Source organism: Streptomyces sp. NPDC058221 (genome assembly GCF_042882365.1).
GTDB lineage: Bacteria > Actinomycetota > Actinomycetes > Streptomycetales > Streptomycetaceae > Streptomyces.
Genome location: NZ_JBHVWF010000051.1, coordinates 35776 through 50260, shown reverse-complemented (window position 1 = coordinate 50260; position 14485 = coordinate 35776). Strand labels below are relative to the sequence as shown.

15 protein-coding genes and 2 pseudogenes are annotated in these 14485 nt (G+C 70.5%); 14 read left to right on the top strand and 3 right to left on the bottom strand.

Annotated elements, in window-relative coordinates; genetic code table 11:
• Positions 1–89 (bottom strand): family 1 glycosylhydrolase (locus ACFVW8_RS18355; protein WP_389691126.1); only part of this gene is annotated, 89 nt, incomplete at its 3' end.
• Positions 90–97: 8 nt separating this feature from the next.
• On the opposite strand from ACFVW8_RS18355, the pseudogene ACFVW8_RS18350 reads away from it, so the two are divergent.
• Together ACFVW8_RS18350 and ACFVW8_RS18345 are read left to right on the top strand one after the other, a co-directional pair.
• A pseudogene (locus tag ACFVW8_RS18350) lies at positions 98–526 on the top strand (TetR/AcrR family transcriptional regulator); the annotation flags it as partial.
• Positions 527–584: 58 nt separating this feature from the next.
• Positions 585–903: pseudogene (locus tag ACFVW8_RS18345) on the top strand (hypothetical protein); the annotation flags it as partial.
• Between the two features lie 158 nt (positions 904–1061).
• On the opposite strand, the gene ACFVW8_RS18340 reads toward ACFVW8_RS18345, so the two are convergent.
• A complete protein-coding gene (locus ACFVW8_RS18340; RefSeq protein ID WP_389691118.1) occupies positions 1062–1760 on the bottom strand; it encodes a helix-turn-helix domain-containing protein in 699 nt (232 codons plus the stop codon).
• 58 nt (positions 1761–1818) lie between these two features.
• Between ACFVW8_RS18340 and ACFVW8_RS18335 the strand changes: the two genes are divergently transcribed.
• Positions 1819–2223, top strand: a complete 405-nt coding sequence (locus ACFVW8_RS18335) for a CU044_2847 family protein (protein ID WP_389691116.1) — start codon at positions 1819–1821, stop codon at positions 2221–2223.
• 9 nt (positions 2224–2232) lie between these two features.
• Here the strand turns inward: ACFVW8_RS18335 and ACFVW8_RS18330 are convergent, their stop codons facing one another.
• Positions 2233–3345 (bottom strand): YihY/virulence factor BrkB family protein, encoded by a 1113-nt coding sequence (locus ACFVW8_RS18330; RefSeq protein WP_389691124.1) that lies wholly within the window; start codon positions 3343–3345, stop codon positions 2233–2235.
• 74 nt (positions 3346–3419) lie between these two features.
• Between ACFVW8_RS18330 and ACFVW8_RS18325 the strand changes: the two genes are divergently transcribed.
• The 11 genes from ACFVW8_RS18325 (at position 3420) to ACFVW8_RS18275 (ending at position 14469) form a co-directional block, all read left to right on the top strand.
• The gene (locus tag ACFVW8_RS18325; protein WP_389691114.1) at positions 3420–5057 is read left to right on the top strand and encodes an acyl-CoA dehydrogenase family protein; all 1638 of its coding nucleotides are present in this window, start codon (positions 3420–3422) and stop codon (positions 5055–5057) included.
• Between the two features lie 320 nt (positions 5058–5377).
• On the top strand, positions 5378–6619 hold the full coding sequence (locus tag ACFVW8_RS18320; RefSeq protein WP_389691122.1) for a GAF domain-containing protein: 1242 nt from the start codon (positions 5378–5380) through the stop codon (positions 6617–6619).
• Positions 6620–6727: 108 nt separating this feature from the next.
• Positions 6728–7324 (top strand): GNAT family N-acetyltransferase, encoded by a 597-nt coding sequence (locus ACFVW8_RS18315; RefSeq protein ID WP_389691112.1) that lies wholly within the window; start codon positions 6728–6730, stop codon positions 7322–7324.
• 162 nt (positions 7325–7486) lie between these two features.
• Positions 7487–7570, top strand: a complete 84-nt coding sequence (locus ACFVW8_RS18310) for a putative leader peptide (RefSeq protein ID WP_309486338.1) — start codon at positions 7487–7489, stop codon at positions 7568–7570.
• Between the two features lie 116 nt (positions 7571–7686).
• The gene (locus tag ACFVW8_RS18305; RefSeq protein WP_389691110.1) at positions 7687–9384 is read left to right on the top strand and encodes a nitrite/sulfite reductase; all 1698 of its coding nucleotides are present in this window, start codon (positions 7687–7689) and stop codon (positions 9382–9384) included.
• Positions 9381–9560 (top strand): hypothetical protein, encoded by a 180-nt coding sequence (locus ACFVW8_RS18300; RefSeq protein ID WP_389691108.1) that lies wholly within the window; start codon positions 9381–9383, stop codon positions 9558–9560. The genes ACFVW8_RS18305 and ACFVW8_RS18300 overlap by 4 nt, the downstream gene beginning before the upstream one ends.
• Complete coding sequence (locus ACFVW8_RS18295; RefSeq protein ID WP_389691106.1) at positions 9557–10273, top strand: phosphoadenylyl-sulfate reductase; 717 nt, start codon at positions 9557–9559, stop codon at positions 10271–10273. The genes ACFVW8_RS18300 and ACFVW8_RS18295 overlap by 4 nt, the downstream gene beginning before the upstream one ends.
• A gap of 23 nt (positions 10274–10296) precedes the next feature.
• Positions 10297–10842, top strand: a complete 546-nt coding sequence (cysC, locus tag ACFVW8_RS18290; protein WP_389691104.1) for an adenylyl-sulfate kinase — start codon at positions 10297–10299, stop codon at positions 10840–10842.
• Positions 10839–11774: a sulfate adenylyltransferase subunit CysD gene (cysD, locus tag ACFVW8_RS18285; RefSeq protein ID WP_389691102.1), complete on the top strand. Its 936-nt coding sequence runs from the start codon at positions 10839–10841 to the stop codon at positions 11772–11774. The genes cysC and cysD overlap by 4 nt, the downstream gene beginning before the upstream one ends.
• A gap of 1 nt (position 11775) precedes the next feature.
• Complete coding sequence (locus ACFVW8_RS18280; RefSeq protein ID WP_389691100.1) at positions 11776–13119, top strand: sulfate adenylyltransferase subunit 1; 1344 nt, start codon at positions 11776–11778, stop codon at positions 13117–13119.
• Positions 13120–13353: 234 nt separating this feature from the next.
• Positions 13354–14469, top strand: a complete 1116-nt coding sequence (locus ACFVW8_RS18275) for an aliphatic sulfonate ABC transporter substrate-binding protein (RefSeq protein ID WP_389691098.1) — start codon at positions 13354–13356, stop codon at positions 14467–14469.
• The last annotated feature ends 16 nt before the right edge of the window (positions 14470–14485 follow it).

The following is a 14485-nucleotide window of genomic DNA, read 5'->3' as shown; positions in this document are numbered from 1 at the left end:
AGCAGGGACCACGCGAAGTACCCGCGCACGTCGGCGCCCGCGTCGATCGCGGCACCGACGGCGTCGACGTGGTCGTGCAGGTACGCCACGCGGCGGTCGTCGTGCACTGGTCGAGGCGGTGTACGGCGCGGAACTCGATGACGTCACCGCGAGCGCCCCCGTCGTGCTCGCCGAGTTCCCGCCCGAGGTCGCGCTCCGTGCGTGGCTTGACCGCTACGCGGCGTTCGTCGCGACGAAGCGTGGGATGCTCGACACGCTGCATGCGGGCTGGGCGTCGGGGCGGATCGCGACACCGACCACCCGGCGGCGCATCACCGCCGCGATCGGGGCGATCCTCGCGGAGGGGGTGCGAGCGGGTTCGCTCCGTGCGGATGTCGACCCCGACGACGTCACCATGATGCTTCTCGGCATCTTCTCCACGGCGGCCAGTAACACTCCGGAGCAGACCGGCCGACTGCTCGACCTCGTCGTCGACGCACTGCGCCCGAGAAGTGCGGCAGGGGACCTCCCCGGCCTGAAGGGCTGACAACCCTCGTTGCACTGGTCCCGCTCCGGATCGCCACCTCCCTGGGCCCCAGGGAGGTGGCGATCACAATCTCCTGGTCCGCCACCTCACCCAGGGACGAGCCGAGGGCAACCGGGCCGGTGACCACCCCACGCCACGCGACCCGGCTCCTGCTCACTCACCCCGAACGCCTGTGGACCAAGGACACCACGCTCTTGTCGACCCTCACTGCCGCCTGTCCCGAAATGGCCGAACTTTCCAGACTGGTTGTCGAGTTGGTCACCGTCACGGGCGACAAGGAGGGCCTTGTCGAGCTCGGGACGCCGAGCGAGCTTGCCGACGCCGCCCTGGCGCTGGTCGCGAGCTTTTCCGACATCAGCGCCGCCCGGATCAGGCACGGACTCACATGCCGCCACTTCGCCATGACCGGCGACGAACGCCGGACGGGTGTAGCTCTCGTTACACCCAATTCAGCTTGACGCTTTCCCCCCGGCTGACTGCCCCGACCATTCATGGACCAGAGCAGGTCCCCTGTTCACCGAGGTTGAACGGCAAGTTAAGACCCGGCCAGGTACCCGGTCAGCGTGGTGCCGGCCAGTTCACGCATCTCCCGGGCGAGATGCGCCTGGTCGGCGCAGCCCGCCGCCGGCGCGGCTTCGGCGTACGGCATGCCCGACCGTACGAGAGCCAGTGCGCGCTGCAGCCGCAGGATCCGGGCGAGCGTTTTGGGGCCGTATCCGAAGGCGGCCAGCGAGCGGCGGTGCAGCTGGCGTGCGCCGAGACCGACCGACCTGGCCGTGTCCGCGACGGACCGGCCGCTGTCCAATTGTCCGGCGACGAACCGCATCGCCGGGTCCGGCGGCGCGGTGCCGGCCGCCCGGTGCAGTGCGATCTCCTCCAGGGCGGTGGCCGGGTCGGCGGCCTCGGCGACCCGCTCGGTGAGCTCGCGGACCTCCGCCTCCGGCCACAGACCGGCCAGTGCGATCCTCCGGTCGCGCAGTTCGTGCGCCGGTACGCCCAGCAGGGCGGGCGCCGTGCCGGGAGCGAAGCGGAGGCCCGCGTAACTGCCGCCGTCGCTCCCGGCCGGGGTTTCCGCGTGGGTGTCCGGGCCCGCGACGAGCAGCCGGCCGCCGATCCAGAGCAGGTCCATGCAGCCGTCCGGCAGCACCGGGTGGACCGAGCCCCGCGGCACGGTCAGGGTCCACACCTTCGCGCCGTCCAGCCTCGACGCGCGCTCTTCGTACCCGTCGCCCATGCCACTAGTCTCGTCGACGGACGGACAACGGGCGGAATCGGCATTCCCGGGGGCGGTCATGGCGGCACTGATGGAGTTCACCACCGACAGCGGCGCGACGGTGACGGTGGAGGTCGACCGGCACGCCCCCGGTGCGCAGCTGGTCGCGCGGGACGGCAACTCCCTGGCCCGGTCGGCGCGCACCTTCGACCACGCGCTCCAGGGGATCCGGGCAGCGGCCGAATCGGCACTCTCGGTGTTCCGGGACGGCTCCCTGAAGCCGGACGGGGTGGAGATCGAATTCGGCGTGAAGATCACCACCGAGGCCGGGGCGGTGATCGCGAAGAGCGCGGTGGAGGGCCATCTGACGGTCAAGCTCTCGTGGTCGCCCGGTTCGACGCCCGCCCCGCCGGCACCGGAGCCCGTACGGGCCCCGCAGATGCCTCGGCCCCCGGCGGCCCCGCCCGCCCCTGCCGCCGGCTGACGGCCCCGCTCACTCGCCGGGCCGGTGCGGTTTGTCGCTCTCCTTCTCCCGGCTCGGCTGCAGCCTGGACTTCACGTCGTCGGGCGGAAGGAACCGCGACCACCGTTCCGGGAACTCGGACGGCATGTACGGGCTGTCCCCGTCGTCGCCGTAGTCGTCCTCGTCGCCCTCGCTCCCGTACCGGCTCTCCGCCTGGGTGCGGGCCACGAACTCCGCCGCCTGGACCGCGCGCACCCGGTCGTTGGCCGCTCGTGCCGCGGCCGTCGCGACCGAGGGCCACACCCGGTCGATGGCCGCGTTGACCGCGGCGCCCACCAGCACCGCGAACGCGGAGATGCCGATCCACAACAGGACGGCGATCGGTGCGGCCAGCGAGCCGTAGATCGTCGGCCCCTCGACCGTACTGGTGAGGTAGATCCGGAGCAGGAAGCTGCCGAGCACCCAGATCGCGAGCGCCATCAGCGCGCCCGGTGTGTCCTCGATCCAGGGCGAGCGGACGGGGACGGACACGTGGTAAAGCGTCGTCAGGAAGGCGATGGACAGCAGGATCACCAGCGGCCAGTACAGGACGCTTATGAGCTCGGTCCCCCAGGGGATGAACTCCACGACCCGGTCGGGGCCGACCACCAGCAGCGGCAGCACCACCGCGCCCAGCAGCAGTGCCACGACGTACAGCAGGAAGGCGAGCATCCGGGTCTTGACGATGCCGCGATGGCCGTCGAGTCCGTACATGACGGTGATGGTGTCGATGAAGACGTTGACCGCGCGGGAGCCGGACCAGAGCGCGATCGCGAAACCGATCGAGATGACATCGGGCCGGGCCCCGGTGGTGACGTCCTCCAGGAGCGGCTTGGCGAAGTCGTTGACGCCCCGCTGCGAGAGCACGGTCCCCGCGGCGTCGAGGATGTTGTGCTCGATGGAGGCGACCGTGGTGGTGCTGGTCCACTCGTCGACGTAGCCGAGCAGGCCGATCAGTCCGAGCAGCAGCGGCGGCAGGGACAGCAGGGTGAAGAACGCCGCCTCGGCGGCGAGTCCCAGGATGCGGTACTCCATGCACGAGTTGACGGTGTCCTTGAGCAACTGCCAGGCCATCTGCCGCTTGGACACGTTGCGGTAGAGCACTCGGGCCCGGTGGAGCCGGCCCGGTGGCCGCTCGGGTGTTTCGTTTGCTGCCTGCACCTCCTTACCGTATCGGCATGGCAGCCACCACCCACACAGTGTCCAACCAGGCCCCTCCCCTCCTCGGCTACGACGTCTTCACGGCGGACCGGGCGCTCACCGAAGCCGTGGAGCGGCACCTCCCGGCGGAGCTGCTCGACGAGGCGCGGGACGGGCTCGTCGAGCTCGGCCGGTCCGCCGGGTCCGCCCAGTGCGCGGAGTGGGGAGCACAGGCGAACGAGAATCCGCCGAAGCTGCGGACCCATGACCGGTACGGGCACCGCATCGACGAAGTGGAGTTCCATCCGGCCTGGCACCGGCTGCTCGGCCACGCCGTCGCCGCCGGGCTGACCGATGCCTGGGACCGGCCGGGCGGCCATGTGCGCCGGGCGGCCGGCTTCCTGGTCTGGAGCCAGGCCGAGGCGGGCCACGGCTGCCCGGTCTCGATGACGCACGCGGCCGTGCCCGCGCTGCGCACCGATCCGGCCGTGGCCGCCGAGTGGGAGCCACTGCTGACGTCGCACGTGTACGAGGAGGGTCTGCGGCCGGCCGGGGACAAGGCCGGGGTGCTCCTCGGGATGGGCATGACGGAGAAGCAGGGCGGCACGGACGTCCGGTCGAACACGACGCTCGCGCAGCCGCTGGCGGGCGAGGGCGCGTACCTGCTCACCGGGCACAAGTGGTTCTGCTCGGCACCGATGTCCGACGGATTCCTGGTGCTCGCGCAGGCGCCCGGCGGTCTGACGTGCTTTCTGCTGCCCCGGGTGCTGCCGGACGGCACCCGCAACACCTTCGCGATCCAGCGCCTCAAGGACAAGCTGGGCAACAGGTCCAACGCCTCGGCCGAGGTCGAGTTCGACGGTACGTGGGCGCGCCGGATCGGTGAGGAGGGGCGCGGGGTGCGCACGATCATCGAGATGGTGGCGGCGACCCGGCTGGACTGTGTGACCGGATCGGCCGCGCTGATGCGGCAGGCGGTGGCGCAGGCGGTCCACCATGCGACGTACCGGAGCTCTTTCGACGGACTGCTGATCGACAAGCCGCTGATGCGCAACGTGCTGGCCGATCTGGCGCTGGAGTCGGAGGCGGCGACGGTGCTGGCGATGCGGCTGGCCGCGGCGTACGACGCCGGGACGGAGAGCGAGTCGGCGTTTTTGCGGATCGCGGTGCCGACGGCCAAGTACTGGGTGACGAAGCGGTGCACACCGATGGTGGGCGAGGCGCTCGAATGCCTGGGCGGCAACGGCTATGTGGAGGAGTCGGGCATGCCCCGGCTGCTGCGCGAGGCGCCGCTCAACTCGATCTGGGAGGGCTCGGGGAACGTACAGGCGCTGGACGTGCTGCGGGCGCTGCGCCGCGAGCCACTCGCGCTGAACTCCTTCCTCTCGGAGGTCGGGCGGGCGCGCGGCGCCGATCACCGGCTCGACCGGGCGATCAAGGACCTGCTGACCGAACTCGCCGATCTCCAGGGAATCGAGGCACGGGGCCGCCGGCTCGTGGAGCGGATGGCGCTGGTGCTGCAGGGCTCGCTGCTGGTGCGCTGGGCACCGCCGGAGGTCGCCGACGCGTTCTGCGCGTCCCGGCTGGGGCGGGACTGGGGCTCGGCGTTCGGGACGCTGCCGCACACCCTCGACCTGGCATCGGTCGTCGAGCGGGCGCGGCCCGTGGAGCGCTGATCGGACAGCGCGCCGTGCTCGCACCCGCGCCGGGGCAGCAACAGGGGGTGGTGCTGCGCCGACACGGCACCACCCCCCATGCTGTACACACCGGGCTTCGAGGCCGTGGCCGCGCCGTCCGGTGTACCGCCACTCTTGTACGGACCGAGGAGCGTCGCCAGAGTTGCAGAGGGTTGCAACCATTGTGTGGAGTTGCGGCATCGGGACCACTGCGGCGGCAGGATGGGGCGTGCGGCCTTGGTCCGGTCTGATCCAAGCGAGAGGCCCGAGGGGGATGCGGCGTGGACACGAGTCCTGTCGATGTGATGCGGCTGGCTGCTATGGAGTCGCAACGGGCCACGCGCCTGGTCCACCGGGCCCGCGAGGCGTGGATAGCGGGTGACCGCTCGCCGGTCGCGCCGCGCGCCGAGATCGGCGCCTCGTGGAACCGGGCGCTGCGCAGCGGGGTCGACCCGGAGAAGTCGACCCACAGCGTGCTGCTGGAGCTGGACGAGATCGAGCACCGGCGCCGCAGCTCCACGCTGGGTGAGGTGATGCCGCTGCTCGGCGACGGTCTGGCGGCCATCGCGGACGCCTCGCAGCAGATCATGGTGGTCACCGATGTGGAGGGCCGGGTGCTGTGGCGCCAGGGCAACACGGGGGTGCTGCGCCGGGCCGACGACATCTGTCTGGCCGAGGGGGCGGCCTGGTCGGAGGACAGCACCGGCACCAACGCGATCGGTACGGCGCTCGCCTCGCGCGCCCCGGTGCAGGTGCACTCCGCGGAGCACTTCGTACGCAGTCTGCACGGGTGGACGTGTGCGGCGGCCCCGGTGCGCGACCCGCGGGACGGGCGGCTGATGGGGATCGTCGACATCAGCGGTCCGGCGTCGACGTTCCATCCGACGACGCTCGCCCTGGTGGGTTCGGTGGCCCGGCTGGCCGAGAGCGAGATCAGGACCCGGCATCTGGAGTCGATCGACCGGCTGCGCTCGGTGGCGGCACCGATGCTGTGCCGGCTGGGCGGCCGGGCGCTGGCCGTGGACGCCCACGGCTGGCTGGCGGGGGTCACCGGGATGCCGCCGGTGGACCGGCTGCCGCTGCCGAAGTCCCTCCAGCCGGGCCGGGTGTGGCTGCCCTCGCTCGGGATGTGCCGGGTGGAGCCGCTGCCGGGCGGCTGGCTGGTGCAGGTGGCGGACGGCGCGATGGACAGCCCGCCGCGCCGGGTCGTGTTGGATCTGAGCCTGCCGCGCGGCCTCGCGGTGAATGTGGTGAGCCCGGTGGGCACCTGGACGCAGCGGCTCTCCCCCCGTCACGCCGAGCTGCTGTTCGCCCTCGCGCTGCACCGCGACGGGCGTACCGCCTCCGAGCTGGCGGAGGACATCTTCGGTGATCCGACCCGGACGGTGACGGTGCGGGCCGAGATCTCCCGGCTGCGGCGCCATCTCGCGGAGGTGCTGGCGCACCGCCCGTACCGCTTCGGAGAGGGCGTGGAGGTGGAGGTGATCCGCCCGGAGCACCCCGGCGACCTGCTGCCGAGGTCGAAGGCCCCGGTGGTGATGGCGGCGCGCGGCGCCGGCTGAGCGGCGTTGAAGGCGGAGTCGGACAACAGCTTCTTCGCGCAGGTCCTGGGCGTCCGCCTGCCGGTACCGGCTTGGGCCGGGGCCGCGGGACGTGGTTTTCTGGCAGCCATGAACAACCCCGCACCCTCCGCCTCCGAGGTGACCATCTGGTCCCTGGAGCAGACCTCCCTCGCCGATCTTTCACCCTCCGCCGTGCCCGAGGGCGACATCCGGATCGTCCGGTCCGGGATACCGCTGCCCGAGTTCAGCCGTTTCCTCTATACGGCGGTCGGCGGCGACCTCCGGTGGACGGACCGGCTGACGATGACGTACGCGCAGTGGCAGGAAGCGCTGGAGCGGCCCGGGGCCGAGACCTGGGTGGCGTACGTGGACGGGACGCCGGCCGGTTACATCGAGCTGGACCCGCAGGACGACGGTGTCGTCGAGATCATGTACTTCGGTCTGCTCCCGGCGTTCCGGGGGCGCCGGATCGGCGGCCATCTGCTCTCGTACGGGGTGGCCCGCGCCTGGGACCTGGCTGAGCGGTGGCCGCAGCGGCCGCAGACGAAGCGCGTCTGGCTGCACACCTGCTCCGACGACGGCCCGCATGCCATGGCCAACTATCTGCGCCGCGGCTTCCGGCTCTTCGACACCAGGGCGGAGCCGGGGTCGGGCGCCGCCGCACCCGGACCGTGGCCGGGCTCCGGCCGGGAGCTGCTTCCGTAGCGGGAGGCCCGTAAGAATTGCCCGTGGTTGTCCGGTTTTCCGGGCGGCCGGGCGCCCGTCAGTTCAGTGACGGGCGCCACATAGTCTCACCTATCGGGACAGTCTCGTCCACATCATGGATAGTGGTGGACTGCTCCGAGATGCGCGTGACACGCTTCCGTCATGTCTGGAACTGGAATTGCCTTGGTGAGTCGACGCCACGTCGACCTCGGCCGCATGTCCAGCGCCATCTGTCCGGCGAGCTGAGAGTCTCCAGCTCCGCCGCGCTCCCCCCTTTCTCTGCAAACCCTGCGCACCGCCGCGCCCGTACGCGGGTGTGCAGTTCAGAGCCGCCCTCCTGCAGTCCCGAAGGACGTACTGTCATGGCCGCTACCCCGGAACAGCCTGCGCCCGCCGCACCCCGCCGCAAGGCAGGACGCCACCGCGGCGAGGGTCAGTGGGCCCTGGGGCACTACACGCCCCTCAACGGCAATGAGCAGTTCAAGAAGGACGACGACAGTCTCAACGTACGGACGCGCATTGAGACGATCTACTCCAAGCGCGGGTTCGACTCGATCGACCCGAACGATCTGCGCGGGCGTATGCGCTGGTGGGGGCTGTACACCCAGCGCAAGCCCGGGATCGACGGCGGCAAGACCGCTGTGCTGGAGCCGGAGGAGCTGGACGACCGCTACTTCATGCTCCGGGTCCGCATCGACGGCGGCCGGCTGACGGCGGCGCAGCTGCGGGCGATCGGTGAGGTCTCGCAGGAGTACGCGCGAGGCACCGCCGACGTCACCGACCGGCAGAACATCCAGCTGCACTGGATCCGCATCGAGGACGTCCCGGCCATCTGGCAGAAGCTGGAGGCCGTCGGCCTGTCCACGACGGAGGCCTGCGGCGACTGCCCCCGAGTGATCATCGGCTCCCCGGTGGCGGGGATCGCCGCCGACGAGATCATCGACGGGACCCCGGCGGTCGACGAGATCCACGACCGCTACATCGGCAGCAAGGAATTCTCGAACCTGCCGCGCAAGTTCAAGACCGCGATCTCCGGCTCGCCCGTGCAGGACGTGGTCCACGAGATCAACGACATCGCCTTCGTCGGCGTCGTCCACCCCGAGCACGGCCCCGGCTTCGACCTGTGGGTCGGCGGCGGCCTCTCGACCAACCCACGGCTCGCCGAACGGCTGGGCGCCTGGGTGCCGTTGGACGAGGTCTCCGATGTCTGGGCCGGTGTGGTCGGGATCTTCCGGGACTACGGTTACCGGCGGCTGCGCACCCGTGCCCGGCTGAAGTTCCTGATGGCCGACTGGGGTCCCGCCAAGTTCCGTCAGGTGCTGGAGGACGAATACCTCAAGCGGCCCCTGCTCGACGGGCCCGCCCCCGAGCAGCCCAGCAGCCGCTGGCGCGACCACGTGGGTGTCCACGAGCAGCAGGACGGCCGCCTCTACGTCGGATTCGCCCCCCGGGTCGGCCGGGTGGACGGCCCCACGCTGACGAAGATCGCCGATCTGGCCGCCGCACACGGATCCGACCGGCTGCGCACCACCGTCGAGCAGAAGATGCTGATCCTCGACGTGGAACCGGACCAGGTCGACTCCCTGGTGGCGGGCCTCGAAGAGCTCGGCTTCCAGGTGAAGCCGTCCCCGTTCCGCCGCGGCACGATGGCCTGCACCGGCATCGAGTACTGCAAGCTGGCGATCGTCGAGACGAAGGCGCGTGGCGCCTCGCTCATCGACGAACTGGAGCGCCGCATGCCGGAATTCGAGGAGCCGCTCACCATCAACATCAACGGCTGCCCCAACGCATGCGCCCGCATCCAGACCGCGGACATCGGCCTCAAGGGCCAGCTGATGCTGGACGGCGAGGGCAATCAGGTGGAGGGCTACCAGGTGCACCTGGGCGGCGCGCTCGGCCTGGAGGCCGGTTTCGGCCGCAAGGTCCGCGGCCTGAAGGTCACTTCGGCCGAACTGCCCGACTACGTCGAGCGGGTCCTCGGCAACTTCCAGAAGGAGCGCGAGGGTGACGAGCGCTTCGCGACCTGGGCGGCACGGGCCAGTGCGGAGTCGCTGTCATGAGCGAACGCGCCGCACCGTTCCACTGCCCCTACTGCGGGGACGAGGACCTGCGCCCGCACGAGGCAGGGCACGGGGCCTGGGAATGCGCCTCCTGCAACCGAGCGTTCCAGCTGAAGTTCCTGGGCCTGCTGGCCCGCGGGCTGCGGCGCAACGACGTTGAAGCGGACGGGATATGACGGACACTCTGGAGATCGAGAAGCTCACGTCGGACGAGCTGAGGGAGCTGGCCGAGCGGGCCGGCCGCGAACTGGAGGACGCCTCGGCGCCGGAGATCCTTGAGTGGGCCGCCCGGACCTTCGGCCCCCAGTTCTGCGTCACCTCCTCGATGGAGGACGCGGTCGTCGCCCATCTCGCCTCCCGGGCGCTGCCCGGCGTGGACGTGGTCTTCCTCGACACCGGCTACCACTTCCCCGAGACGATCGGCACCCGCGACGCGGTGGAGGCGGTGATGGACGTCAACGTCATCACCCTGACCCCGCGGCAGACCGTGGCCGAGCAGGACGCCGAGTACGGGCCGAAGCTGCACGACCGCGACCCCGACCTCTGCTGCAGACTGCGCAAGGTCAAGCCGCTCGAAGAGGGACTGACCTCGTACACCGCCTGGGCGACCGGACTGCGGCGCGACGATTCCCCCACCCGGGCGAACACCCCGGTGGTCGGCTGGGACGAGAAGCGGCAGAAGGTCAAGATCTCGCCGATCGCCCGCTGGACCCAGGACGACGTCGACGCGTACGTCGCGGAGCACGGTGTGCTCACCAACCCGCTGCTGATGGACGGATACGCCTCCGTGGGCTGCGCGCCCTGCACCCGCCGGGTGCTGGAGGGCGAGGACGTACGTGCCGGCCGCTGGGCCGGGAGCGGCAAGACCGAGTGCGGGCTGCACGGCTGATGACGACTGATCAGGAGACCTCGATGAGCGTGACGGAGACGGGAGCCACCATCTGGCTGACCGGTCTGCCGAGCGCGGGCAAGACCACCATCGCGTACGAACTCGCCGGGCGGCTGCGCGGCGAGGGCCACAAGGTCGAGGTGCTCGACGGCGACGAGATCCGGGAGTTCCTCTCCGCGGGCCTCGGCTTCTCCCGCGAGGACCGGCACACCAACGTCCAGCGGATCGGCTTCGTCGCCGAGCTGCTGGCGGCCAACGGCGTGAAGGTGCTGGTCCCGGTCATCGCGCCGTACGCGGACAGCAGGGACGCCGTCCGGAAGCGGCACCGGGCGGAGGGCACCGCGTATCTGGAGGTGCATGTCGCCACTCCGGTCGACGTGTGCTCGGTACGCGATGTGAAGGGGCTTTACGCCAAGCAGGCGGCAGGCGAGATCAGCGGGCTGACCGGGGTGGACGACCCCTACGAGGCCCCCGAGTCGCCGGATCTGCGGATCGAGTCGCACCAGCAGACCGTGCAGGAGTCCGCGGCGGAGCTGTATGCGCTGCTGAGCGAGAGGGGTGCAGCGTGACCACCGTCGCGACTGTGTCGGAAGGCACCGACAATCCGTACGCACTCAGCCACCTGGACTCCCTGGAGTCCGAGGCTGTGCACATCTTCCGTGAGGTGGCGGGAGAGTTCGAGCGGCCGGTGATCCTGTTCTCCGGCGGCAAGGACTCGATCCTGATGCTGCACCTGGCGCTCAAGGCCTTCGCGCCCGCGCCGGTGCCGTTCACGCTGCTGCACGTGGACACCGGGCACAACTTCCCCGAGGTCCTGGAGTACCGCGACCGTACGGTCGCCGAGCACGGGCTGCGGCTGCACGTCGCCTCCGTCCAGGAGTACATCGACGCCGGGAAGCTCCGCGAGCGCCCCGACGGCACCCGCAACCCGCTGCAGACGGTGCCGCTGACCGAGGCGATCCAGCAGCACCGATTCGACGCCGTGTTCGGCGGCGGCCGCCGCGACGAGGAGAAGGCGCGCGCGAAGGAGCGGGTCTTCTCGCTGCGCGACGAGTTCTCCCAGTGGGACCCGCGCCGCCAGCGCCCCGAGCTGTGGCAGCTGTACAACGGCCGGCACGCCGCCGGCGAGCACGTCCGGGTGTTCCCGATCTCCAACTGGACCGAGCTCGACGTGTGGCAGTACATCGAGCGAGAGGGCATCGAGCTCCCCGGGATCTACTTCGCCCACGAGCGCGAGGTCTTCAGCCGCTCCGGCATGTGGCTGACCGCGGGCGACTGGGGCGGCCCCAAGGAGCACGAGGAGACCGAGACCCGTCAGGTGCGCTACCGCACGGTCGGCGACATGTCCTGCACCGGCGCCGTCGACTCCGACGCCACCACGCTGGCCGCCGTCATCACCGAGATCGCCGCCTCCCGGCTCACCGAGCGGGGCGCGACGCGTGCCGACGACAAGATGTCCGAGGCCGCGATGGAAGACCGTAAGCGCGAGGGGTACTTCTAACATGACCACACCCATCCAGCTGGCCGAGCAGCTGTCGACGACGACCCTGCTGCGGTTCGCCACCGCGGGCTCCGTCGACGACGGCAAGTCCACTCTCGTGGGCCGGCTTCTGCACGACTCCAAGTCGGTCCTCACCGACCAGCTGGAGGCGGTCGAGGACGCCTCGCGCAAGCGCGGTCAGGAGGCGCCGGACCTGGCGCTGCTGACCGACGGGCTGCGGGCCGAGCGCGAGCAGGGCATCACCATCGATGTCGCCTACCGCTACTTCGCCACCACCCGGCGCCGGTTCATCCTCGCCGACACCCCGGGCCATGTGCAGTACACCCGCAACATGGTCACCGGCGCCTCCACCGCCGAGCTGGCCGTGGTCCTGGTCGACGCCCGCAACGGGGTCGTCGAGCAGACCCGCCGGCACGCCGCCGTCGCCGCCCTGCTCCGCGTCCCGCACGTGGTGCTGGCCGTGAACAAGATGGACCTGGTCGACTACGCGGAGCCGGTGTTCGCCGCCATAGCCGAGGAGTTCACCGCCTACGCGGCCTCACTCGGGGTCCCCGAGATCACCGCGATCCCGATCTCCGCGCTGGCCGGCGACAACGTCGTGGAGCCGTCCGCCAACATGGACTGGTACGGCGGCCCGACCGTCCTGGAGCACCTGGAGACGGTCCCGGTCAGCCATGACCTCACCGCCTGCCACGCCCGTTTCCCGGTCCAGTACGTGATCCGGCCGCAGACCGCCGAGCACCCCGACTACCGGGGCTACGCGGGCCAGATCGCCGCCGGTGTGTTCCGGGTCGGCGAGCCCGTCACCGTACTGCCCTCGGGCCGCACGTCGACGATCGCCGGGATCGACCTGCTCGGCACGAGCGTGGACATCGCCTGGGCCCCCCAGTCGGTGACCGTCCGGCTGGCCGACGACATCGACGTCTCGCGCGGCGACCTGATCGCCCCGGCGGACGACGCGCCGGCTGTCACCCAGGATGTGGAGGCGACCGTCTGCCACGTAGCGGACCAGCCGCTCACCGTGGGCCAGCGGGTGCTGATCAAGCACACCACCCGCACGGTCAAGGCGATCGTCAAGGACATCCCCTCCCGCCTCACGCTGGACGACCTCTCGCAGCACCCGGCACCCGGACAGCTCGTCGCCAACGACATCGGCCGGGTCGTGGTGCGCACCGCCGAGCCGCTCGCGCTCGACGCGTACGCCGACTCACGCCGCACCGGTTCGTTCCTGCTGATCGATCCGGCGGACGGCACCACGCTCTCGGCCGGCATGGCGGGCGCTTCCTTCGCAGCCGTCCCGGAGACCGGGACTCCGGTGGACGACGACGCGGAGTGGAACTTCTGATGGGTCAGGATGTCTTCTCCACCTTCGCGAAAGAGGGCGGCCGCGTCGGCAGCGGCGCCCTCGGCAGCGGGCAGGGCGGGGTCGCGCGATGTGCGCGATGACGTACGCGCACTGCCTGCGCGCCCGGCAGCACCACCCGCACTGCCCGTTCAGACGAAGACCTGCCGACTTCCCGGCCACCTCCCCGGACTTCCGGGGGACGTGAGCGCCGGGCCTCCGAGAGGAAAACCTCCCGTGTCTGCCCCTCGTACCACGCTGCGCCGCAGCATCGCCGCCGCTGCCGCCCTGCCGCTGCTCGCCGTGGCACTCACCGCCTGCGGCTACGGCTCCGACGCGAAGGACGACGACGCCAAGAAGGCGAACGTCTCCGCCGGGGGCAAGAAGCTCTCCGCGGACACCGTGAAGATCGGCTATTTCCCGAACCTCACGCACGCCACCGCCCTGGTCGGTATCCAGGAGGGCATCATCGCCAAGGAGCTCGGCTCCACCGAGGTCAAGCCCTCGACGTTCAACGCGGGACCCTCCGAGATAGAGGCGCTCAACGCCGGCTCGATCGACATCGGCTTCATCGGCCCCTCGCCCTCCATCAACGGCTACACGAAGTCCAAGGGCAAGAGCCTGCGCATCATCGGCGGTTCGGCCTCGGGTGGCGTGAAGCTGGTCGTCAACCCGAAGAAGATCAAGACCCTGGACGACCTCAAGGGCAAGAAGATCGCCACCCCGCAGCTCGGCAACACCCAGGACGTGGCATTCCTCAACTGGGTCTCCGAGAAGGGCTGGAAGGTCGACGCCCAGAGCGGCAAGGGCGACGTCTCCGTGGTCCGCACGGACAACAAGGTGACTCCGGACGCCTACAAGTCCGGTTCCATCGACGGCGCCTGGGCCCCGGAACCGACCGCTTCCAAGCTGGTCGAGCAGGGCGCGAAGGTGCTCCTGGACGAGTCGACGCTGTGGCCGGACAACAAGTTCGTGATCACGAACATCATCGTGTCCCAGAAGTTCCTCACCGAACACCCGGACGTCGTCGAGGCGGTGCTGCGCGGTTCGGTCAACACCAACAAGTGGATCAACGCCAACTCGGACGAGGCGAAGGCCTCCGCCAACGCCGCGCTCAAGAAGCTGTCCGGCAAGGAACTGCCGGCGGACGTCATCGACCCGGCGTGGAAGTCGATCCAGTTCACCGACGACCCGCTGGCCGCCACCCTCGACGCGGAGGCCGATCACGCGGTGAAGGCCGGTCTCCTGGAGAAGCCTGACCTGACGGGCATCTACGACCTGAAGCCGCTGAACAAGATCCTCAAGGCCGCGGGCAAGCCCGAGGTCGCCGACGCCGGTCTCGGCGTCAAGTAAGCACCCGACCGTTCCA

Bases quoted from the DNA above. Each gene is read 5' to 3' on its own strand.
- ACFVW8_RS18325 (WP_389691114.1), top strand. From the start codon at position 3,420: ATGGCAGCCACCACCCACACAGTGTCCAACCAGGCCCCTCCCCTCCTC.
- ACFVW8_RS18280 (WP_389691100.1), top strand. From the start codon at position 11,776: ATGACCACACCCATCCAGCTGGCCGAGCAGCTGTCGACGACGACCCTG.
- ACFVW8_RS18310 (WP_309486338.1), top strand. From the start codon at position 7,487: ATGTCTGGAACTGGAATTGCCTTGGTGAGTCGACGCCACGTCGACCTC.
- ACFVW8_RS18295 (WP_389691106.1), top strand. From the start codon at position 9,557: ATGACGGACACTCTGGAGATCGAGAAGCTCACGTCGGACGAGCTGAGG.
- ACFVW8_RS18300 (WP_389691108.1), top strand. From the start codon at position 9,381: ATGAGCGAACGCGCCGCACCGTTCCACTGCCCCTACTGCGGGGACGAG.
- cysC (WP_389691104.1), top strand. From the start codon at position 10,297: ATGAGCGTGACGGAGACGGGAGCCACCATCTGGCTGACCGGTCTGCCG.
- ACFVW8_RS18340 (WP_389691118.1), bottom strand. From the start codon at position 1,760: ATGGGCGACGGGTACGAAGAGCGCGCGTCGAGGCTGGACGGCGCGAAG.
- ACFVW8_RS18305 (WP_389691110.1), top strand. From the start codon at position 7,687: ATGGCCGCTACCCCGGAACAGCCTGCGCCCGCCGCACCCCGCCGCAAG.
- ACFVW8_RS18315 (WP_389691112.1), top strand. From the start codon at position 6,728: ATGAACAACCCCGCACCCTCCGCCTCCGAGGTGACCATCTGGTCCCTG.
- ACFVW8_RS18320 (WP_389691122.1), top strand. From the start codon at position 5,378: ATGGAGTCGCAACGGGCCACGCGCCTGGTCCACCGGGCCCGCGAGGCG.
- ACFVW8_RS18335 (WP_389691116.1), top strand. From the start codon at position 1,819: ATGGCGGCACTGATGGAGTTCACCACCGACAGCGGCGCGACGGTGACG.